This is a genomic window from Micrococcus sp. Alg238-R198 (assembly GCF_900537135.1).
GTDB lineage: Bacteria > Actinomycetota > Actinomycetes > Actinomycetales > Micrococcaceae > Micrococcus > Micrococcus luteus.
This window is the reverse complement of sequence record NZ_UNRH01000013.1, coordinates 37,740-58,854: the sequence shown is the minus strand read 5'-3', so window position 1 is coordinate 58,854 and position 21,115 is coordinate 37,740. Positions and strand designations below refer to the sequence as shown.

The 21,115-nt window shown below is 71.8% G+C and carries 13 protein-coding genes and 4 pseudogenes; 12 read left to right on the top strand and 5 right to left on the bottom strand.

Annotated elements, in window-relative coordinates; genetic code table 11:
- Positions 1-260: pseudogene (locus G6R13_RS10820) on the bottom strand (IS256 family transposase); the annotation flags it as partial.
- 56 nt (positions 261-316) lie between these two features.
- On the opposite strand from G6R13_RS10820, the pseudogene G6R13_RS10815 reads away from it, so the two are divergent.
- From G6R13_RS10815 to G6R13_RS10795, 5 genes and pseudogenes are all read left to right on the top strand, one after another.
- Positions 317-931 (top strand): annotated as a pseudogene (locus tag G6R13_RS10815) (IS3 family transposase); the annotation flags it as partial.
- A 160-nt stretch (positions 932-1,091) separates the two neighbouring features.
- A pseudogene (locus G6R13_RS10810) lies at positions 1,092-1,295 on the top strand (integrase core domain-containing protein); the annotation flags it as partial.
- A gap of 253 nt (positions 1,296-1,548) precedes the next feature.
- On the top strand, positions 1,549-3,696 hold the full coding sequence (locus G6R13_RS10805) for an acyltransferase family protein (protein WP_163721667.1): 2,148 nt from the start codon (positions 1,549-1,551) through the stop codon (positions 3,694-3,696).
- A 66-nt stretch (positions 3,697-3,762) separates the two neighbouring features.
- Positions 3,763-4,770, top strand: coding sequence for an IS481 family transposase (locus G6R13_RS10800; protein ID WP_163721665.1), 1,008 nt, complete (start codon positions 3,763-3,765; stop codon positions 4,768-4,770).
- 46 nt (positions 4,771-4,816) lie between these two features.
- Positions 4,817-5,711 (top strand): IS5 family transposase gene (locus G6R13_RS10795; protein WP_163721662.1). Its coding sequence is split into 2 segments (ribosomal slippage): positions 4,817-5,173 and positions 5,175-5,711, totalling 894 coding nucleotides; the frame shifts between segments, so codons are not numbered across the junction.
- 51 nt (positions 5,712-5,762) lie between these two features.
- Here the strand turns inward: G6R13_RS10795 and G6R13_RS10790 are convergent.
- Entirely contained in the window at positions 5,763-6,917 is a 1,155-nt protein-coding gene (locus G6R13_RS10790; protein WP_036316206.1) for a nitronate monooxygenase, read from the bottom strand.
- A gap of 81 nt (positions 6,918-6,998) precedes the next feature.
- Here G6R13_RS10790 and G6R13_RS10785 point away from each other — a divergent pair, with 81 nt between their 5' ends.
- The 3 genes and pseudogenes from G6R13_RS10785 (at position 6,999) to G6R13_RS10775 (ending at position 10,780) form a co-directional block, all read left to right on the top strand.
- Entirely contained in the window at positions 6,999-8,453 is a 1,455-nt protein-coding gene (locus G6R13_RS10785) for an L-lactate permease (RefSeq protein ID WP_123244273.1), read from the top strand.
- Between the two features lie 317 nt (positions 8,454-8,770).
- Positions 8,771-9,434: pseudogene (locus G6R13_RS10780) on the top strand (response regulator transcription factor).
- Positions 9,431-10,780 carry a histidine kinase gene (locus G6R13_RS10775; RefSeq protein ID WP_051995287.1) on the top strand — a complete coding sequence of 450 codons (1,350 nt, stop codon included), beginning with the start codon at positions 9,431-9,433 and terminating at the stop codon, positions 10,778-10,780. The pseudogene G6R13_RS10780 and the gene G6R13_RS10775 overlap by 4 nt, the downstream one beginning before the upstream one ends.
- Before the next feature lie 128 nt (positions 10,781-10,908).
- On the opposite strand, the gene G6R13_RS10770 is transcribed toward G6R13_RS10775, so the two are convergent.
- Positions 10,909-14,286, bottom strand: coding sequence for a beta-phosphoglucomutase family hydrolase (locus tag G6R13_RS10770; protein ID WP_036316201.1), 3,378 nt, complete (start codon positions 14,284-14,286; stop codon positions 10,909-10,911).
- Positions 14,287-14,572: 286 nt separating this feature from the next.
- Here G6R13_RS10770 and G6R13_RS10765 point away from each other — a divergent pair, with 286 nt between their 5' ends.
- Positions 14,573-15,163, top strand: a complete 591-nt coding sequence (locus G6R13_RS10765) for a hypothetical protein (protein WP_163721669.1) — start codon at positions 14,573-14,575, stop codon at positions 15,161-15,163.
- Positions 15,164-15,179: 16 nt separating this feature from the next.
- Here G6R13_RS10765 and rlmC read toward each other — a convergent pair whose 3' ends face one another.
- A complete protein-coding gene (gene rlmC, locus G6R13_RS10760) occupies positions 15,180-16,391 on the bottom strand; it encodes a 23S rRNA (uracil(747)-C(5))-methyltransferase RlmC (protein ID WP_163721660.1) in 1,212 nt (403 codons plus the stop codon).
- 10 nt (positions 16,392-16,401) lie between these two features.
- Positions 16,402-17,010 carry a HEAT repeat domain-containing protein gene (locus G6R13_RS10755; protein WP_020628173.1) on the bottom strand — a complete coding sequence of 203 codons (609 nt, stop codon included), beginning with the start codon at positions 17,008-17,010 and terminating at the stop codon, positions 16,402-16,404.
- Positions 17,011-17,130: 120 nt separating this feature from the next.
- Here G6R13_RS10755 and G6R13_RS10750 point away from each other — a divergent pair, with 120 nt between their 5' ends.
- The 3 genes from G6R13_RS10750 (at position 17,131) to G6R13_RS10740 (ending at position 21,103) form a co-directional block, all read left to right on the top strand.
- Complete coding sequence (locus tag G6R13_RS10750) at positions 17,131-18,105, top strand: hotdog domain-containing protein (protein WP_036316197.1); 975 nt, start codon at positions 17,131-17,133, stop codon at positions 18,103-18,105.
- A gap of 24 nt (positions 18,106-18,129) precedes the next feature.
- Positions 18,130-19,398, top strand: coding sequence for a phospholipase D-like domain-containing protein (locus G6R13_RS10745; RefSeq protein ID WP_036316196.1), 1,269 nt, complete (start codon positions 18,130-18,132; stop codon positions 19,396-19,398).
- 301 nt (positions 19,399-19,699) lie between these two features.
- Positions 19,700-21,103 (top strand): MBL fold metallo-hydrolase, encoded by a 1,404-nt coding sequence (locus G6R13_RS10740; protein ID WP_036384546.1) that lies wholly within the window; start codon positions 19,700-19,702, stop codon positions 21,101-21,103.
- Positions 21,104-21,115: the final 12 nt, after the last annotated feature.

Below are 21,115 nucleotides of genomic sequence, written 5' to 3'. Positions count from 1 at the left end.
GGGGTGGTCCCGTTGCGGGGGTGGGSGTGCTTCGGCGCCTCGCTCGAGCCCTTCTCGTAGCCCAGATGGCTGGTCAGCTCGGCCTGCAGGCCCCGCTCGAGCGCGGCCTTGACCAGCGCGGGCACGAACCCGCCGTCACCGGTGAGCTCGACGCCGCCCGCGTCGATCTGCGCGAACAGGGCATCAAGCTGCCCTGAGGCTTTCAGCTGCTCGACCAGGTCCTGGCCCGAGGGCTCGCCTGGGTTCTTCTCGTCGATCATGGTCATGATTCTTACCGTTCCTCTCGGTACGGCTTACACAGACCATCTGACACGCCCTCCAACGCCTGTGGCGTGACGAAGGGCTCCGGGTCCCGCAGCGGCGTCGACGCAAGCGCGTCGGGTCCTCGACCGTCGACGCGCCGACGGCGGACGCGCCGAACGTGGTGTGGGCGGTGGACTTCCAGTTCGACGCCGACGAGCACGGACGACCGATCAAGATCTGCTCGATCGTCGACGAACACACCCGGGAGTGCATCGGCGGGCTCGTGGAGCGCTCGATTACCGCCGACCGACTCACCGCCCACCTCGAGGACCTCGTCGCCGCCCGGGGCGCCCCGGCGGTGCTCAGGTCGGACAACGGGCCGGAGTTCATCAGCGAGGCGATGGCCGACTGGGCCGGCACCCGCACCGGCCTGTCCTACATCCCTCCGGGCTCGCCGTGGCGCAACGGGTACGTCGAGTCGTTCAACAGCCGGATCCGCGACGAGTGCCTCAACATCAACAGCTTCTACTCGCTGCTGCACGCACAGGTCATCATCGGCGACTGGAAGGACGAGTACAACCACCACCGCCGGCACTCCTCGCTCGGCTACCTAACCCCAGCCGAGTACGCTCGGCAGTGCACCCATCAAATGGAAACCGGCGACTCACAGAACGTCCGGACCGAATGAAGGGGGCGGCTCACTCCTCGCTCGGCTACCTAACCCCAGCCGAGTACGCTCGGCAGTGCACCCATCAAATGGAAACCGACGACTCACAGAACGTCCGGACCGAATGAAGGGGGCGGCTCACACCCACATAGGAGCGGCACGAAACCCGGGACGCTTCAAGGAGACCGTGAACGGGCTCTACAAGGCCGAGCTCATCCACGCCAAGCGGGTGTGGGAGTCGACCGAGGCGGTCGAGCTGGCCACCATGGGGTGGGTGCACTGGTGGAACACCACCCGCCTGCATGAGGCCCTTGGCTATCACACTCCCGCAGAGGTTGAGGCGGCTTACACTCACGATCAGGATTCAGCGCCCGTTGCATCCTGACCTCGGAACGGAACCCAGGGCGCTTCAGTGAGCAGTAGTCCGGGGAGGCCGACGACGCCTGCGCCTGAGGCGTTCCCTTTCACCTCCACGACGGCGCCCGCGCCCTACCGCGCGAGGGTGCGGGCGCCGTTGTGCGACGTGAGGGCTGGGCCACGAGCCTTAATCCGCTGGTCAGCTTCCCGTTCGAAAGAATCACCCTCAGGCATGATGTTGCCGTTTGCCTTCCCATCCCTCTGACACTGCTGAGGCCACCATGACCAATCCGTCCGTCTATCCCCGCGGCTACCGCCCCCGACACGCGGCTGATGGGCCCGATTCGACTCCTGTGGTGGCCCGAAGGCAGGCGGACTGGCGACCGGAGATCCAGGGTTTGCGCGCGGTAGCCGTCCTTCTGGTGGTGGTGTTCCACATCTTCACGGACAGGGTGTCGGGCGGCGTCGACATCTTCCTGTTCATCTCGGCTTTCTTCCTGACAGGCTCCTTCACCCGCAAGATGGAGGCTGGAAGGCCCCTCGCGGTGGGGCGCTACTGGCTTCACGTCTTCACGCGCCTCATGCCCATGGCGGTGCTGACGATCTTGCTTACCTTGGTTGCCGTTGCCACGGTGTATCCGCTGGCCGACCGTGCTTCGTGGCGGACGGAGGCGCTGGCGTCGGCCCTCTACGTGGAAAACTGGGCCCTGGCGTTCAATGCCGTCGACTACTACGCCGCCGACAACACCTCGCTGTCCCCCTTCCAGCATTTCTGGTCGCTGTCGGTCCAGGGGCAGGTGTTCATCCTGTGGCCGCTCCTCTTCCTTGTCTCAGCCCTGGTGGCCCGCCGCACCGGGGCGCGGCCCCGAGCCGTCCTCACGACTGCGTTCGCCTCGGTGTTCGTCGTGTCCCTGCTGTGGTCGGTGACCCAGACCTCCCAGAACCAGGCGTTCACGTACTTCGACACTCGGGCTCGCCTATGGGAGTTCGCCCTCGGTTCCCTCCTGGCGCTCGTCCTTCCATTCATTCACCTGGGACGGCGCACACGGGTGTTCCTCGGCTGGGCAGGGCTCGCGAGCATGATCGCCGTCGGCGTCGTGGTGGACGTCCAGGGCGCCTTCCCCGGCTGGATCGCGCTGTGGCCGCTGATGTCGGCCACTGCTGTGATCGTCGCGGGCACCAGCGGCTCCCATTTCGGTGTGGACCGGGTACTGGCTTCCCGCCCGCTCACCCGCTTGGGTGACTCCGCCTACGCTCTCTACCTCATTCACTGGCCGCTGCTCATCACCTATTCCGTCCTCACGGGGTCACAGAAACCCGGCGCGGCCGCAGGCGTCGTTCTCGTCGTCGTCTCCCTCGGCGCGGCCCTCCTCCTCTCGGTGCGCGTGGAGCGTCCGCTACGAGCGTGGGGCTGGCCCCAGACGGCCGCCTGGCGGTCCGCCGTCGTACTGGGGACCTGCGCCGCTCTCGTTGTGGCGCCGGTGACCCTGTGGCGCGGCGCCGAGGCAGCGGAGTCCGCACGAGTCCTCGAGGCGGCCGACCGGAACAACCCGGGCGCCGCCGTCCTGCGCCCCGACTACGAGCCAGCTGGAGACCCCGGTGCCCCCGTTCTGCCCGTGGTGGAGGGACGGTACCCCTTCCCCGAGTACCCCGAGGAGTGCGACCCCGCCCTGGAAGCACAGTTGACCGAGGTCGGAGCCGAGTCGTGCCATGTCCTCGTCCCACAAGCAGATCCGGCCGGCGTCGTGCTGATGGCCGGCAACAGCCACGTGATGCAGTGGTCCCCCGCTCTCCGGCGCCTCGGTGAGGAAAGACGGCTGGAGGTCGTCAGCTATACGCGGGGCAGCTGCCTGGTAGCGCCGATGGAGGAGCAGGTGGACGACTCCCCGAAGTGCCCGGACTTCCTCGCGGACCTCAACCTGGTCGTGGAGCATGTACGCCCGGACGTCGTCTTCATGCAGGGCACACGCAGCACCTATGAGGACGAGGAGATGCTCACCCCGGGGATGGTCGGGCGGATGGAGGAGATTGCGGGGACGGGTGCCCATGTCCTCGCACTCCGGGACAACCCCCGGTTCGCGGCCGGATCACCCACAACCTGCGGAAGGACACACGGGATCGATGCGGCGACATGCCGCTGGACGCATACCGTGCTCGATCCGAACACCAGCCCCCTGACCGGACTGGCCGATGCTCATCCCCGCATCGCGCAGGTGCAGCTGAACGACATGATCTGCCCGGGCCGTCAGTGCCAGCCCACGGTGGGCAACGTCCATGTGTACTGGGACGACAACCACCTCACCCCAACGTATGTAGAGACTCTTGCTCCCGTCTTCATCGAGCGTGCGCTGGCGGCCCTGGAGCATGACGGCATGCGTCTAGGTGTTGTGGGTCATGAGGTTCTTGCCACGGGGCGCCGGCTGAGATGAGACGAGCGGGCCCCTGCCGCAAGATGGAAGTTCCTCAACAACCCACCTGCCAGAAGAGACCCGCTCATGACTCACGCTAACGCACCCCTGACCCCCACCGGCCGTCTCAGGATGGTCCACCGCCACCTGCACGACGGGATCCCGCAGGCACACGTGGCAGCCGAGTTCCGGGTGAGCCGGCCCACGGTGGCCACCTGGGTCGCCCGCTACCGCGCCCAGGGAGAAGCCGGCCTTCAGGACCTGCCCAGCCGGCCGCACCGTTCACCTGCCCAGCTCGATCCGGTCCTGGTCGCCCAGATCCACGCCCTGCGGCGGGAGCGCAAGTGGTCCGCACGGCGCATCCATCACCACCTCGTCTCCGAGGGCCACCGGGTGTGTCTTCGTACCGTGGGACGGTGGCTGCACCGACTCGGGATCTCCCGCCTACGGGACCTGACCCCGGCCGGAGAAGACCTGCGCCAACGACCCCAGAAGATCACCGCGAGAGGGCCGGGGCACATGGTGCACCTGGATGTGAAGAAGATCGGGAAGATCCCAGACGGGGGCGGCTGGCGCACCCACGGACGTGAAAGTGAAGCAGGCCGTGCTTCCAAGCGCGGGCCTGGCCGGCGGGTCGGCTACACCTACCTGCACTCGGCGATCGACGGGTACACCCGCCTGGCCTACACCGAGGCGTTGGAGGACGAGCGGGCGGCCACGACCGTGAGCTTCTACTGCCGGGCGCGGGCGTTCTTCGCCGCCCACGGCATCACCGTGGACCGGGTGATCACGGACAACGGGAACAACTATCGGGCTGCGGACTTCACCGCGAAGGTGGTCTCGCTCGGGGGCCGGCATCACCGGATCCGACCCTACACCCCGCGCCATAACGGGAAGGTCGAGCGGTACAACCGGCTGATGGTCGATGAGGTCCTCTACGCCCGCCCCTACACCTCAGAGCAAGCTCGGCGTGAGGCCCTGGCGGTGTGGGTGAACCACTACAACTACCATCGGCCTCATACCTCCTGCGGAGACGCTCCTCCGGCCTCGTTGGCCCCGGCCCGAGTCAACAACGTCATGACCTCTTACACCTAGGGCGTGTCTGAGAATAGATGCACGAGTCAGCTGAGACCCTGGGGACATGTCCCGGTTCCAGATGCTCTCCGACGCCCAATGGGAGTTGATCGCCCCGATGCTCCCGACCCGGACCGGCCGCGCCGGCAGGCCGTTCGCCGACGCCCGCGCCATGGTGGAGGCGATCATCTACCGGTACCGGTGCGGAATCGCTTGGAGGGATCTGCCCGAGGTCTACGGGCCCTGGCAGACCGTGTGGACCTGGCATCGGCGCTTGGCCGAAGAAGGCACCTGGGACACGGTGCTGGCCACGCTGACCGCCGCCGCTGACGCCGAAGGCCTGATCGATTGGTCGGTCTCGGTGGACTCCACGATCGCCCGCGCCCACCAGCACGCGACGARCATCACCCGCCACACAGGGGGATGGATCGAACTACAAGAATCCGCGTGAGGAGCCGGCCGATCACGGCATCGGGCGCTCCCGTGGCGGGCTGAGCACGAAGATCCATCAGCTCGTCGATGGGACCGGRCTGCCGCTGGTCAGCCTGATCACCCCCGGCCAGGCAGGGGACTCCCCGATGCTGCTTCCTCTTCTGGCGCAGCTGCGCGTGACCCGGCCAGTAGGGCGGCCCCGGACCCGCCCCGAGGCCGTGCTGGGCGATAAGGCGTACTCCTCCCGGGCGATCCGCACCCACCTACGYGCCCGTGGGATCAAAGCGGTCATCCCCGAACCGGCCGACCAGCAGGGCCACCGCAGACGGCGCGGTGCCCGCGGCGGGCGCCCCGTCAGCCTCGACGCGGACGCCTACAAGGGCCGCAACGTCATCGAGCGTCAGTACGCTCACCTGAAGCAGTGGCGGGGTCTGGCGACCCGGTATGACAAGTACGCGATCATCTACAGGGCCGCTGTGGTCCTGAATGCTGTGCTCGCATGGTCCAAACGATTGTCAGACATGCCCTAGGCCGCAGGCGGAGGGGCCGGCGTCAGCCCGCGGGATGATCCGGGGCGGTCCTCAGGGCGTGAGGGAGGCGAGGACGTCGACGGCCGGCGCCTCCCGGACCCGGTGCGCCTCGGTGCCGGCCCACAGGTGGACGCGTTCGAGGTCGCCGGCGGCCGCGGCGGCGGCGCGCAGCCCCTTCGTCAGGACGTTGACCTCGGGGTACGCGGCGGGGGCGTCCGGGTGCTCCGCCATGAACGCGGTGGCCAGCGACCGCGCCCACCGCCCCGTGTAGGCGCGGGTCAGGCCGGTGCGGGCCCGGCCGTCGTCAGCGGAGAAGCGTGTCCCGGCCGCACACGCCGCGACGGCGGCCCGGTGCGCCGCCGAGGTGCCCGCCTCCGGGGTGAGGAGGAACGCGGTGCCGGCCGAGACGGCGTCCGCGCCGGCGGTCAGCAGGGCGCGCACGTCCTCGGCGGTGCCCACGCCGCCGGCGGCCACCACGGGCACGGCGCTCGTGGCCCCCGTCCCGACGACGTCGCGCACCGCCGGCAACACCGCCGGCAGCTCGGCGCGGGGCGGCTCCGCGGCCGGGTCCGACGTGCCCCGGTGCCCGCCGGCGCGGTGGCCCTGCACCACGAGGAACGCGGCCCCGTGCTCGAGGGCGGCCCGCGCCTCGGTCGCGTCCGTCACGGTGGCCCCGGCCGGGATGCCCGCGGCGGCCAGCCGGGCGAACACGTCCGCGGCCGGCAGGCCGAACGTGAAGGAGACCAGCGGCCACGCCTGCTCCTCGGCGGCGGTGAGCAGGGCGTCGAAGTCGGCCCGTTCGGCGTCGGGGTCCGGGACCACGTCCGCGGCCGTGGGCAGGTCGGCGGCGCCGTCGGCCGTCAGGTCCGCCCGGTACGCGGCGACGGCCGCCGCCCGCGCCGACCGTGCCGCCTCCGTGCGCGCCGCGTCCGGGATGGCCGTGTTCACCGCGTCCGGCACGAACAGGTTCACGCCCCAGCGGTCCGGCCCCTCCGCGCCCAGCAGCGCGCGCAGCGCGTCCACCTGCGCGCGCATCTGCGCGGCCGTCCGCATGCCGCCGGCGAGGAACCCGCCGCCGCCTGCGCCGACGACGGCGGCGACCAGCTCCGGGGTCGAGGGGCCGCCGGCCATCGGGGCCACCGCCACGGGCACGGGCGGGATCAGGCGGGCGCGGGTGACGTCGTCGGGGTGGGATGGCTGCGTCATGACCCCCAGAGTAAGGGGAGGGGTGTCGGCCCCACCCCGCGCCTACAGTGGGGCGCAGTACACGAGGAGAGGGGGTGCGCCGTGGAGGTGCTGCTCGCGCTCTCACCCATCCTGCTCACCCTCGTGCTGCTGCTCACCCGGCTGCCCGCGTGGGTGGCCCCGGCCGCCGGGACGGCCGTGGCCGTGCTGCTGGCCCTCACGGTCTTCGGCGTGGCCCCGGGCGACCTGGGCGGCGCGGTCGGCGCCGGCGTGCCCACGCTGCTCGAGATCCTGGCGATCATCGCCGGCGGTATCACCCTGTCCCGCGTCATGGAGTACTCGGGCGGGCACGCGCGCCTGGCCGCGTGGCTGTCGGCGGGCAACGGCCCCACGATCGCGACCGCGCTGCTCATGGTGCACGGCGTCATCCCGTTCCTCGAGACCGTGACCGGGTTCGGCGTCTCCCTGATCGTGGGTGTGCCGCTGCTGCTGGGTCTGGGCTACACGGCGTTCCGGTCCGCGCTGATCTCCGTCCTCGCGCTCACCATCGGCCCGTGGGGGTCCATGGCGCCGGGCACGCTCATGGGCGCCCGCCTGTTCGGCCTGGACTTCCGGGAGATCGGGGTCACCGCCGCGGTGTTCAACCTGCCGGCCTGCCTGGTGGCGGGCGTGGCCACGGTGCTGCTGCTGCGCGGGGCGCGCGGCATGCGAGTCGACGTCGGCCCGGCCCGGACACTGCCCTGGCTCGGCGTCGCCGTGCTCTCCGGGGTCGCCCAGTGGGCGCTGATCCTGGGGGCGAACCTCGTGGTCGGCACCGCGCCGGCGGGCGCCGTCGCCACGTTCGTGCTCACCGTGGCCTGGCTGCTCGTGATCCGCGGCGGCCGGCTGCTGCCCGGGCCGGGGCGGGACGTGGTGCCGTACCTGACGCTCATGGCCGGCACCGTGCTGGGCACCACCGTGAAGGGCGCGTTCGGGCTCGAGGGGGCGGCGGCCCTCGTGGGGACGCCGGCGCTGTGGGCGTTCGTGGCGGTGGGCGTGGGCGTGTGGCTGCTCCACCTCGACGCCGCCGCCCGCCGCCGCGTCCCCCGCGAGGCCGGGAAGCTGTGGGTGGGCACCGCCATCCCCAACGCGCTCTACGTGGCGTTCGGGCTCATCCTCTCCGCCGGCGGGGTCTCGCAGGCGCTCGCGGGCGCACTCAGCGGGATGGGGGAGTCCTACCTGGTGGCGATGCCGTTCCTCGGCGCGTTCGCCGGCTTCATCACGGCCTCGAACACCGGGGCCATGGCCCTGATCGGCCCCCTGCAGATGGACACAGGCGCCGCCCTGGGCGTCCCCCCGCCCTGGTCCAACGGCCTGCACAACGCGGCCGCGGGCTGGGGCATCGTCGCCGGGCCCGCTCGCATCCAGGTGGCCCACGGCATGGCCGCGGGGGCGCAGTCGCCGCAGATGCCCGGCTGGGCCGTGACGCGGCGGAACCTGTTCGTGGTGCTGCTGCCGGCCATGCTCGCCGGGATCCTCGGCATGGCCGTGATGGGCTGGTTCCTGCTGCCGCGGTGACGCGCGGGGGGTGGAGCGGGGCCCGGGTGGGGCGGCCCGGTTCCGTGGGCGGAAGCGGCAGGCCAGAGCGTTCCGTGGGCAGAAGTGCCCTCTCTTCTGCCCACGGAGGCGACGGGGTTGTGGGTTCTGCCCACGGAGGCGACGGGGTTGTGGGTTCTGCCCACGGAGGCGATGGGGTTGTGGGTTCTGCCCACGGAGGCGCCGGGACTGCGGTGGCCGGCCGGGCGCGGGAGCCGGCCCGGTCCGCCCCGAGGCGGGGGCCGACGTCGACCTTCGGTGGACGCGCGGCGGCCTGTGCGCCTCCTAGGCTGGGCGCCATGATCCGAGTAGTCGTGGCCGACGACCAGGCGTTGATGCGCACCGCCCTCGAGCACTTCGTGGCCCAGGCCGAGGACCTCGAGGTGGTCGGCTCCGCCGAGGACGGGGTCCAGGCCCTCGAGGCGGCCCGCACGCTGGCCCCCGACGTCGTGCTGATGGACATGCAGATGCCCCGCATGGACGGCGTCGAGGCCACCGCGCATCTCCGCCGAGGCCCCCGGCGTGCGCGTCCTGGCGATCACCACCTTCTCCTCCGAGCAGTACCTCGTGCCCGCCTTGCGCGCCGGCGCCGCCGGCTACCTCGTGAAGGACGCCCCGCCGGCCGAGGTGGTGGACGCCATCCGCCGCGTCCATGCCGGGGACGCCGTGTTCTCCGCCCGCGTGGCCGCGGACCTGGTGGAGGCCGTCACCGCGGCCCCCGAGCACACCGCCCCCTGCCCGGCCGAGCCCCTCGCCCCGCACGAGCGCCTCACCGAGCGCGAGCTGGACGTGGTCCGCGAGCTCGCCAAGGGCGCCTCCAACGCGGAGATCGCCGGCGCCCTGTTCCTCGCGGAGGCCACGGTGAAGTCCCACATCGGCAAGGTCCTGGACAAGTGGCAGGTCCGTGACCGCGTGCAGATCCTCATCCGCGCCGCCCGCGCGGGCCTCGTGGACATCGGATGAGCATCGCGGCGCCCGCCCCGGCTCGGACGACGACGGCGACGTCGCCCCCGCCTGCCGAGTCTCCCCTGGGCTCCCGCCTGCCGGCGATCCTGCGCACGGAACCCGTCTCCCGGCACACGCGGATCGTCCTCTATGTGATCGTCGGGCTCATGGTGCTGGGGGAGATCCTCACCCTGATGCTGGGGCCCACGGTGGCCGCCGGGCTGAGCGCCGACCCCGAACTCGCGGGCATCCTCGAGGAGGACGGCGGGCTGACGGGTGAGGGGCGGGAGCCGCTCCTGCGCTGGGTCCTGTTCCTGGCGAGCGTGCTGGTCACGCTGCTGTTCGGGTGGCAGCCCACCCTCGCGGCGGTGTTCGTGCTGCTCGGGTGCACGTTCGGTCTGGTGGGCCTCGTGGAGGCGGACCACGCGCACCTCACCCCGCAGGCGTTCAGTGGCGGGGTCGTCCTGGGCGCGGCCATGGTGACGCGGTACTCGCACCGGGTGTTCGTCTGGTTCGCCCTGGGCGCCCTCATCCTGCTCACCGTCGCGGGCGAGGTCCTCACCGACGGCACGTGGGCGGACGAGGACAGCCTCAAGGGCGTCATGGTCATCACGCTCATCGTCGCGCTGTGCGTGGCGGTGCCGGCCTTCATGATCCGCCGATCCCGGCATCGGGCCCGGGACCGCGAGGCGGCCCTGCGCCGGGCCGAGGAGGCCGCCGCCTGCGCCGCGGAGGCCGAGCGGCAGCGGATCGCGGCGGAGCTGCACGACGTCGTCGCGCACGGGCTCACCGTGATCTCGATGCAGGCCGCCATGCTGCCCACCCAGAGGGACCCGGACAAACGGGCCGCCGCGGAGAAGGCCATCGAGGAGGCCGCCCGGCAGTCCCTCGTGGACCTGCGCCGCATGCTCACCGCGCTGCGCGGCTCCTCCCGCAACGCGCAGACGGCGGAGGGGGACGCCGTCGTGGACCTGCCGGCCCGCCTCGACGAGTTCGAGGCCCAGCTGCACGCGGCCGGGTTCGCGGTCGAGCGCTCGCTGACCGAGCTGGACGAGCTGCCGCGCTCCCTGGAGCTGACCGTGCTGCGTGTGGTGCAGGAGTCGGTGACGAACATCCTCAAGCACGCCCCGCGCCGCGGCACGGTGCGCCTGACCTCGCAGCTCGAGGGCGCGGACCGCCTCGTGCTGTGCATCGCCAGCCCCATGGACGAGGGCGAGCCCCGCCGCGACCGCGTGGTGGTCGCGATGGCCAGCGGCTTCGGCCTGGCCGGCATGCGCGAGCGCGTGGCCGTGTTCGGCGGCACCCTCACGGCCGGCCCGCTGGGCGGCTGCTGGGTGGTCCGCGCCGAGCTGCCGCTGCGCTGAGCCGGGGCGGGAGCCGCGTCCTCCCGCGTCCTCCCGCGTCCGGGGGCGAAAGTGGGCGGTATCCGCGCGGGATACCGCCCACTTTCGCCCCCAAAGGGACGGGGTGGGGTGGCCGACGACGGCGGCCCTCAGCCCAGCGGGACCGTCAGCTTCTCGCCGGGGGACAGGGTGTGCTCGCGGCCGGCGATGATCATCGGCACGTCGTGCCACATGCCCTCGCCCGCGGCCACCGTCACCTCCCGCTGGGTCATCTGGATGACCACGGGCTGCTGGCGGAACCGGATGGTGAACCGGGCGCCGGGCAGCTGGGCGGGCATGCGGGGGTGCAGCCGGACGACGTCGTCGCGCGTCTCGAGGCCCGCGTAGCAGCGGATCACCGTGTCCACGGTGCCCGCCATCAGGCCCAGGTGGATGCCCTCCTTCGTGGTGCCGCCCTGCGTGTCCGAGAGGTCCGACTCGAGGGCCTCCGTGAACAGGTCCCAGGACCGGTCCGGGTCCGTGCGGGCCGACACCCACGCGTGCACCAGCCGGGAGAGCGTGGAGCCGTGCGTCGAGCGGGCCTCGTAGTACGTGACCATCCGCTCGAACGCCTCCTCGGGCAGCTCGTAGCCCATGCGGCGCAGGATCCGGTCCAGCTCCTCGGCGGAGAACAGGTATCCGAGCATGAGGGTGTCGGCCTGCTTGGAGAGCTTGTACCGGTTGGTGGCGTCGCCCTCGGCCTGCAGGATCAGGTCCATGCGGCCGATGTTCCCGTACTTGGCGCGGTAGGCCTCCCAGTCGAACTCGAGCAGGTCCTGGTAGCCCTCGAACTGGGCGAGGATGCCGGCCTCCTCGCCCTCCTCGAAGAACGGCACGGTCAGACGGGTGCTGACCTCCTCCCAGCGCTCGATCTCCTCCTCGGAGATCTCCATGAGCTCGGGCAGGCCGTCGTCGATCGTGTCCAGCCAGCGGACCAGGCGGGCGGTCTCCGCGAGCACCCACGAGGTCAGCACGTTCGTGTACGCGTTGTTGCGCAGGCCGGAGCCGGGGGTCTCGGGATAGCCGTCGTGGAACTCGTCCGGGCCCATGACGCCGTGGATCTCGTAGCGGTCCGTGACGGCGTTGTGCAGGGTCATGGACATGAAGAACCGGGAGATCTCCACGAGCATCTCCGCGCCGTAGTCCGAGATGAAGGACGTGTCCTTCGTGATCTCGATGTACCGCAGCACCGAGTAGGCGATGTCCAGGGAGACGTGCCGCTGGTTGTGGGAGTTGTCCGGCATCCACATGCGCGAGCGCGGGTTCCACAGCTCGGTGGGCGTCTCCTCGGAGCCGTCCGCCCCGGACTGCCACGGGTACATGGCACCGGCCCAGCCCTCGGCCTGGGCGTTGGCGCGGGCCTCGTTGAGACGCCGGTAGCGGTACATCAGCAGGCCCCGGGTGATCTCGGGGCGGCGCAGCGTGAGCATCGGGTAGACGTAGATCTCGTCCCAGAAGATGTGGCCGCGGTAGCCCTCGCCGTGCAGGCCGCGTGCCCCCACGGAGGCGTCCAGGTCCCGGCGGCGGCCGTAGGCCGTCTGGAGCACGTGGAACGTGTGCAGGTTCAGGGCGAGCTGCTGGCGCAGCGACGCGCCGTCCTTGCCCATCGGGACCGCGGACCCCACCGGGGCCGAGTGGCCGGCGTCGACGACGGGCGGCGCGTATTCGCCGCCGGCCTCCGCCGCCGTGGAGCGGCGCTGATGCCGGTACGGCTCGGCCAGGTCGATGCGCACGGAGAACCGGTCCCAGTTGGTGCCCCAGCGCTGCTCGTGCAGGGTCAGCAGGTTGCGGAAGTTCTGGGCGCGCTGGACGTCCTTCACCGCCGACTCCCACACGGAGGCGTTGGCGTGGTCGTGGCTCGTGGCGACGGCGGCGATCTTCTCCAGCACGAGCGGCACGCCCTCGTCCACGTGGAGGAGGATGTCCTGGCCGACCACCAGGTCCGAGCCGTCCACGGGGCGGCGGATGGGCTCGTGGTGGCCCACCGGCGCCACCTGGCGGGTGCGGGTGGCCACGGCCACGTGGATGCCGGACTGGTTGGTGGCGGTCTCGAGCAGGACGGTCTCGCCGTCGATCTCCCGGGCCTGGACCGGCTCGAGGTGCTGGTTGGCGAGGGTGCGGTCGTCGGAGACGTTGAGGTTGGCCACGCGGCCCTCGATCTTCGAGCGCACCGTGAGGTCCCCGGACCAGTTCTCCGCCACGACGGTCAGCTCGATCGCGGCGAGGTGCCGGTTGGCCAGCGAGGTGAACTGTCGGGTGTGGACCGTGGTGCGCCGGCCCTGCTCGTCCTCGAAGGTCATGGTGCGGGAGAGCACGCCGCGGCGCAGGTCCATCTCCTGGCCGTACTCCACGAGGTTCTCCTCACCCGGCAGCAGCGGGCGGCCGTGGCGCGGGGTCACCACGAGCGGGGTCCAGTCCTGGATGTTGACCATGTGCTCGGTCTCCACGACCCGGCCCTGGACCATCGAGGTCAGCCGGTTGAACACCCCGGCCATGTAGGTGCCGGGGTAGTGGACGGAGGAGATGTGCGTGCCGGGCACAGCGCCGCGGGTGCCCCAGTACCCGTTGGCCAGGGTGCACAGCACCTCGCGCGTGCCCTCGGAGGCCGGGTCGAAGCGGTCCCAGCGCAGCACCCACGCGGGGTCGAACGGGGTGGTGGTGCGGTCCTCCAGATGCAGGGTCCCGTAGTCCTGGACCACCAGGTGGGCGCCGGCCGCCTTGAGTCGGCCCTTGCCGAGCTCGGGCTCGCGGTCCACGCCGATCACGAGGCCGAAGCGGCCGTCCGAGGCGGCCTTCACGCCGGAGACGGCGTCCTCGAGGACCATCGCGTCCGCGACGTCGACGCCCAGCTCGCGGGCGGCCTCCCAGAACATCGCCGGGTCCGGCTTGCCCGGCAGCCCGCGCTCGACGGCGGTGTTCCCGTCCACGATCACGGGGAAGAAGTCCAGCACGCCGCCGGCCGTGAGCACGGCGCGGGAGTTCTTGGAGCTGGTGACCAGTGCGACCGGCACACCCTTGGCCCGCAGCCGCTCGAGGAGGTCCTGGGCCTCCGGGAACACGCGGACGCCGTCGCGCTCGAGGACCTGCTCGAAGTAGCCCTGCTTGCGCTCGGCGAGGGCGAGGACGGTCAGCTCCGGGGCGGCGTCCGCCTCGGGGGCGTCGGCCTCCGGCACCCTCAGGCCGCGGGAGGCGAAGAACGTGCGGACCCCGTCCTCGCGGGGGCGCCCGTCCACGTGGTGCAGGTAGTCGGCGGCGGCGTCGAAGGGACGCAGCACGTCCGGGTCCGCGGCGACGACGGCGGCGTTGGCGGGCAGCGCGCCCACGGCGGGCAGCGCCCCGTCGAAGAGCTCCTTCCACGCCTGCGCGTGCACGCCGGCGGTGTCCGTGATGACCCCGTCCATGTCGAAGATGACGGCGCGGTAGCGGCGGAGCCGGTGACGGCGGGCGTTCAGGTCCTGCGGAGCGGCGGGGGTGAGCGTCTGCGACATGGGAACCAGCCTACGGGCGGGGAAGTGGGGCCGCACGGGGAGTGCCGCGGCGATGTTCACCGCAGCGAGCGCGCCGTCGTTCCGGCCGACCGCACCGCAGCGACATCACAGCGGTTCTCAGCTGCGGTGATGTCGCTGCGGCGCGGTGGGTTCCGGGAATAGGGTCGTGCCGACGGGGCGGACGTGTGCCCCCGCGCGCCGGAAGCGTGGCCCGGGAACGAGCAGGACACACTCGGCGGAGATGGCCGGGGGGCGAAGGGCTCATGAACTGGATGATGAGCAAGTGATGGATGCGAAGCCGACGCGGTTGCGGAAGAAGGCGACGCGGGAGGAGATCCTGGCGAGTCTGCCGGTGCAGGCGCGGGTGCGTCCGGCGCGGTGGTTGCTCCTGTGGCTGATCGTCGTGGTGTGCATCGCGGTGTTCGTGTGGGTGATCTTCCGGCCGTCGGAGGATGTCTCGGCCGGGTTCGGGGTGTGGCGTGTGGCGTCGTTCATCGGGTTGGCGCTGGCGTTGGCGGTGCTTCCCGCCGCGACGATGGGTCTGTTCCGGCCTCGGCATGTCACGTTCGATGAGCGACGGGTGTGGACGCGGGACTGGTCCGTGGACTGGGCGGACGTGAAGGAAGTCCGTGCTGTGGCGCCAGAGTCGGAGCACACGATGAAGGTGGCGCTCAAGGTGGACGAGCGGCTGTGGAACGAGGGTGGTCTGCGCAAGGCCAACCGGTGGGACTCGGGACGGCCGTTGCAGGGTGGCGGGTTGACCCGTGCGCAACCGCTCGTGCTCACGCAACCCGCGCTCGCGCCGTCGGCTCTGACGCTGCTGCAGGTCTTCGTCGAGTTGAAGAAGCGGAACCGTCGGGCGGGGAGCCCGCGGTGACGCGCCCCGGCCCCCGTCACCGCCGGGTCAGCAGTGTGAGCACCTCCGCGTGCCGGGTCTGCGGGAACATGTCGAACAACTGCACCCGCGCCACCCGATAGCTCGGCATCCGGGCCAGGTCCTGTGCCAGCGTCGTCGGGTTGCAGCTCGAGTACAGCACGGTGGGCGCGCCCGAGTCCTCCAGCGCGTCGGCCAGCTCGGCGCCGATGCCCCGCCGCGGCGGATTCACGACGACGGCGTCCGGGCGGGGCCGCCGTTTCTTGAACGAAAGCGCCTCCGGAGCCCGCCGTTTCTCGAACGAAAGCGCGGAGGTGGCGTCGCCGGCGGAGAAGCGCGCCCGGTCGGCCAGGCCGAGCTCCGCGGCCGTCTCCCGGGCCGCGGCCACCGCCTCGGCGGAGGACTCCATGCCCCACACGTCGCGCACGCCGGCCCGGGCCAGGTGGAACGCGAACCCGCCCACCCCGCAGTACAGGTCCCACGCCGACGCCGGCACACCGCCCTCGGCGACCCACGCCGCCGCCGTCGCGTACAGCCCCTCGGTCACCGCGGTGTTCGTCTGGAAGAACCCCTGCGGGCGCAGCCGCAGGCCGATCCCGTTCAGTTCCATCCGCAGGGTCGGCCCGCCGGCGAGCACGATCTCCTCGTCGCCCTCGGGCAGGGCCACGTGCTCGGGCAGCAGGTTCGCGCTCACCACGGCGGCGGGTGTCCCGCGCGCCGCGAGGTCATCCAGCAGCCCCGGCACCGCCGCGCGCAGCGCGTCCAGCCGGTCGGCGGAGCGCAGCACGAACCGGACCATCGCCTCCCGGTCGGGGGAGAGCGTCACGATCACGTTCTTCAGCTCGCCCGTGCGGGCGGCGACGTCGTAGGGCTCCAGCCCGGCCGCCGTCACCGCCGCCGCGCACGCCTCGAACACGCCCTCCATGCCGGCCTCGTACAGGCCGCAGTCGCGCAGGTCCACGCCGGCGCCGTCGTGATGGCGGGGGTGCTGCCGCGGGTCCAGGATGCCCAGCCGCGGCGCCGCCGCCGACCCCGTGACCACGAGCTTCGCCTTGTTCCGGAACCCGGCCTCCGCGGAGGCGAACGGCTCGGCCACGACCGTGTCCGCATCGAGCGCGTCCGCCAGCGCGGCCAGGACCGCGGCCTGCTTGTCCGCGAGCTGCCGGGCGTACGGCACGCCCATCAGCGGGCAGGAACGGCACTCGCCGACATCGAAGTGGGGGCACTGCACGGGCGTCGCCTCAGCCCTCGAGGCTGACCCGCAGGCCGGGCCGGTCCAGGCGGATCGCGAGCTGCTCGAGGGCCAGCTCGGCGGCCGCGGCCAGGTCCGCGTCCACGTCCATCACCATGCCGGTGAGCACGGGCAGGGCGGACTCGAGGTCCTCGGGGCGGGCGAGGGCACCCAGTGCGGACGCGGCCGACGCGCGGACCTCCGGGTCCGGGTCGGCACAGCCGGCCCGCACCGCGTCCACGAGGGTGCGGTCGACGGCGGCATCGCGGCGCAGCGAGCCGGCGCGGGAGGCGAGCACGAGGTGGGCCGCCGAGCGGACGTCCGCCTCGGGGGCGGTGAGCGCCCCGGTCAGGGCGGGCAGCGCGCTGCGGTGCCACGCGTGCATCAGGGCCAGGGCGCCGGTCGCGGCGGGGCTGAGGTCGCCGTCGTCGCCGGTGAGGGCGCGGGCGGCGCCCGAGGTGACGTCATCGGGAGTGGCCGCGCCGGTCATCAGGCGCACCGCCAGCCCGGCGACGGCGGCCTCCCCGCGCTCGGCGACGGCGGCCTCGGTGCGGCGGCGCAGGCGGTCGTGCGGAGTCTGGGGCTCCGCGGGCAGGGGGAGACGGTCGAAGGCGGTCATGGGTCCATTGTCCCCCGTGCGCGGACCCGCCTGGGGCGCGGCCGGGAGGTTCCCCGCAGACTCCTGGACGGGGCGTGACCGGCCGCACAGGGCCCGGACTCGGGTGATACGTTCGACGGCATGAGACCCCCCGGAGCCCTCGCCCTCGAATTCCGGGCGGACAGCTTCGATCATCCCACCGGCCTGGTGGACGCCGGCACCGTCATCTCCTGGATCGAGAAGGCCGGCTACGCCGTCGCGGCGAGTTGGGCCGGGACGTTCGTGCGTGCCCGCTACATGGGGCACACCCAGTTCCGGCACCCCGTGCCGGTGGACCGCCGCGCTGTGGTGCAGGCGCGCGTGGTCCACACGGACGGCGCCGAGGTGCACGTCCAGACCCGCCTGCTGCTGCCGGAGATCCGCGACGACGACGGCGACCCCGTGGTCGCCACCTCGTCCCTCGTGGTCTACGCCGCGGAGGAGGGCGGGGTGCCCGTGACCGTGCCGGTCTGGGAGCCCTCGACCCCCGGCCAGATCGAGCGCGACGAACAGGCCCGCCGCTCCACCGTGGCCCGCCGCGCCGTCGAGCGCGGCATGGCCCGACTGCCGTTCCCCGCGCCCGGGGAGGCCCCCGAGGAGATGAGCACCCTCGCGTTCCTGGCCCCCAACGCGGAGGCCACCGTGGGCGGCACCATCAACGCGGGCGCGATCCTGCGCTGGGTGGACGAGGCGGCCGCCGTCTGCGCCGCCCGCTGGACCGGACATGAATCCGTGGTCGCGGTGTTCGGCGGCGGTGTGCGCTTCGTGCGGAACATCCACGTGGGCGACCTCGTGCGCGTGGAGGCCCTCCTGGTGAACACCACGGAGCGGTCCATGCATGTGGCGCTGCGCGTCTACGCGAGCCGACGCACCGGGGCGGAGTCCCGCCTGGTGGCGCACTCGATCGCCGTCATGGTGGACGTCTCCGCGGAGGACCAGGCCCAGCGGGTGCGGCAGTACATCCCCGAGAGCGAGAGCGCCCGGAGGCTGCAGGAGACGGCGATCGAACTCGTGCGCATGCGCTCCGAGGTGAGCGCGGCCTGGACCGAGATGCGCCGCTCGACCGATCCGCGCTGACGGGGCCCTGAGTAGACTGAGCGAATGCGTCGACCGTCCCTGCCGTCCCTGTCCCGCCTGCCGGTCCGTCGTCTCCTCCGGGGAGCGGCCGTGGCCGCGGGCGTCGGTCTCGTGGGACTGCCGCTGACGGTCGCCGCCGGGCTCACCGGCGTGGACATGGTCAAGCGCGGCGGCCGAGTGCGCCGACCCGCGCCGAACCCCGGCGTGTTTGACGCCCACGTGGAGGGCTCCGAGCTGCGCATCTTCACCTCGGGTGAGGACCTCTACAAGGAGATGATCGCCGCGATCGACGGAGCGCAGCGGATCATCAAGTTCGAGACCTTCATCTGGAAGGGCGACCCCACGGGCCAGCGGTTCATGGACGCCTTCAACCGGGCGGCCGCGCGCGGCGTGGAGGTCTACGTCTCCTACGACGGGTTCGGGAACCTCGTGGTCCCGCCCCGCTTCTACCGTCAGCTGGACCCGCGCATCCACGTGTTCCGGCTGCCGGCCTTCGCCCGCCCGATCTGGCGAGGCGTGGTCCGGCACAGCGGGTTCAACCACTCGAAGATCATGGTGGTGGACGACGAGGTCGGCTTCGCCGGCGGCTTCAACATCGGCGACGACTACGCCCGCCTGTGGCGGGACACCCACGTGCGTGAGCGCGGCCCGGCGGTGTGGGCGCTGGGCCAGTCGATCTCCATCAAGTGGAACGCCCACCACCGCGCGGGCGAGCAGATGTCCTGGCGCCCCCCGGACACGTGGGACCCGCGCGTCACCGTGGCCGCGAACCAGCCGCCGCTCCTGGTCTACCCGATCCGGCTGAGCTACCTCGACGCCATCCAGCGGGCGCAGCACCGCATCCTCATCAACACGCCGTACTTCATCCCGGACCAGCAGGTCCTCGAGGCGCTGCTGCACGCGGCCCGGCGCGGGGTGGACGTGCAGGTGATGGTGCCGGAGGACTCCAACCACATCGTGGCGGACTGGGCCTCGCGCGGCTTCTTCGGGAAGATGCTCGAGGCCGGCATCACGATCCTGCTGTACAGGGCCAGCATGATCCACGCGAAGACCGCCACCGTGGACGGCATCTGGTCCACCGTGGGCTCGGCCAACGTCGACCGCCTCTCCCTGGGCTTCAACTACGAGTCCAACGTGGTGGTCGTGGACCGCGACTTCGCCGCCCGGATGGAGGAGATCTTCGCTCTCGACGCCCAGCGGGCCGTCCGGATCGACACCCCGCGCTGGGAGGACCGTCACGGCCTCGCCCGCGTGGTCGAGGCCCTGCTGGTACCACTGCGTCCCCTGCTCTGAGGACCCCGGGCGCTGAGCCAGACGTTTCTGCAGTTCTGACGCCCGATCCGCAGCGGAATCATCTGGCTCACGCCCCCCGCCGCGTGAGCCAGACGTTTCTGCCGTTCTGACGCCCGATCCGCAGCGGAATCATCTGGCTCACGCCCCCTGGCGACGTCTCCCGACCGTGCCGTCCCTTCCCGTCGCCGCCCGGGCTCACCCTCTCTCTTGCATACCCCTGGGGGTATACCCTACGCTCGTTCTCGACATACCCCAGGGGGTATCGGATGGACATCGAGACCCCCCGACCCGGAGGAGAACCATGCTGCTCGAGCGCATCTACGACGAGGACCTCGCCCAGGCCAGCTACGTGATCGGCTGCCAGGCGAAGAACGAGGCGATGGTGGTGGACCCCCGCCGCGACATCCAGGTGTACCTGGACCTGGCCGCCAAGAACGGCATGACCATCACCCACGTGACCGAGACCCACATCCACGCGGACTACCTCTCCGGCACCCGCGAGCTGGCCCACGCCACCGGCGCCCAGATCCACCTGTCCGGCGAGGGCGGCGAGGACTGGGCCTACGGCTTCGAGGGCAACCTCCTCAAGGACGGCGACACGGTGACGCTCGGCAACATCACCGTCGAGGCCGTGCACACCCCGGGCCACACCCCCGAGCACCTGTCCTTCCTCGTCACCGACGGCGCCTTCGCGGACGCCCCGGGCTACATGCTCACCGGCGACTTCGTGTTCTCCGGCGACCTCGGCCGCCCGGACCTGCTGGACGAGGCCGCCGGCGGCGTCGACACCCGCTTCGAGGGCGCCCAGCAGCTCTTCGCCTCCCTCAAGGCGAAGTTCCTGACCCTCCCGGACCACGTGCAGGTGTTCCCGGCCCACGGCGCCGGCTCCGCCTGCGGCAAGGCACTCGGCGCGCTGCCCTCCACCACGGTCGGCTACGAGCGCAAGTACGCGTGGTGGTCCGACTACCTGAAGAACGACGACGAGCAGGGCTTCATCGACGAGCTGCTCGACGGCCAGCCCGACGCCCACGCCTACTTCGCCCGCATGAAGCGCCAGAACAAGCAGGGGCCAGCCATCCTGGGCGAGCTGCCCGAGCTCGAGGAGCTGGACGCCGGGGGCGTGCAGGCGACGCTCGCCGAGGGCGCCGTGTTCGCGGACACCCGCGGTGTGGACGAGATCCTCGCCGGCACCGTGCCGGGCGCGCTGGCCTTTCCGTCCCGCGGCAAGGTCGCCACGCACGCCGGCTGGGCCTACGACCCGGAGAGCGACGACGCCGCCCTCGTCCTGCTCGCCGAGGACCGCGAGGACGCGCACACGATGCGCGACCACATGATCCGCGTGGGCGTCGACGCCGCCGCCGCGTTCACCACCTCCGTGGACGGCCTCACGTTGGAGCCGGTGCCCACCGTGCAGGCCGACGAGCTGCGGTCCCGCATCGAGGCCGGCGAGGTCGGCGCGGAGCAGGACACCGTGCTGGTGGACGTGCGCAACAAGACCGAGTTCTCCCACGGCACCGTGGCGGACGCCCGGCAGCTGAACGCCGGCAAGGTGCTCTTCCACCAGGAGGAGCTGCCGAAGGACAAGACCCTGGTGACCTTCTGCCAGTCCGGCCTGCGCAACATCGTGGCCGCCCAGGCGCTGCGCCGCGCCGGGTTCGACGTGATCGAGCTCGAGGGCAGCTACGCCGCCTGGCAGCAGTCCTGACACACCCCCAGA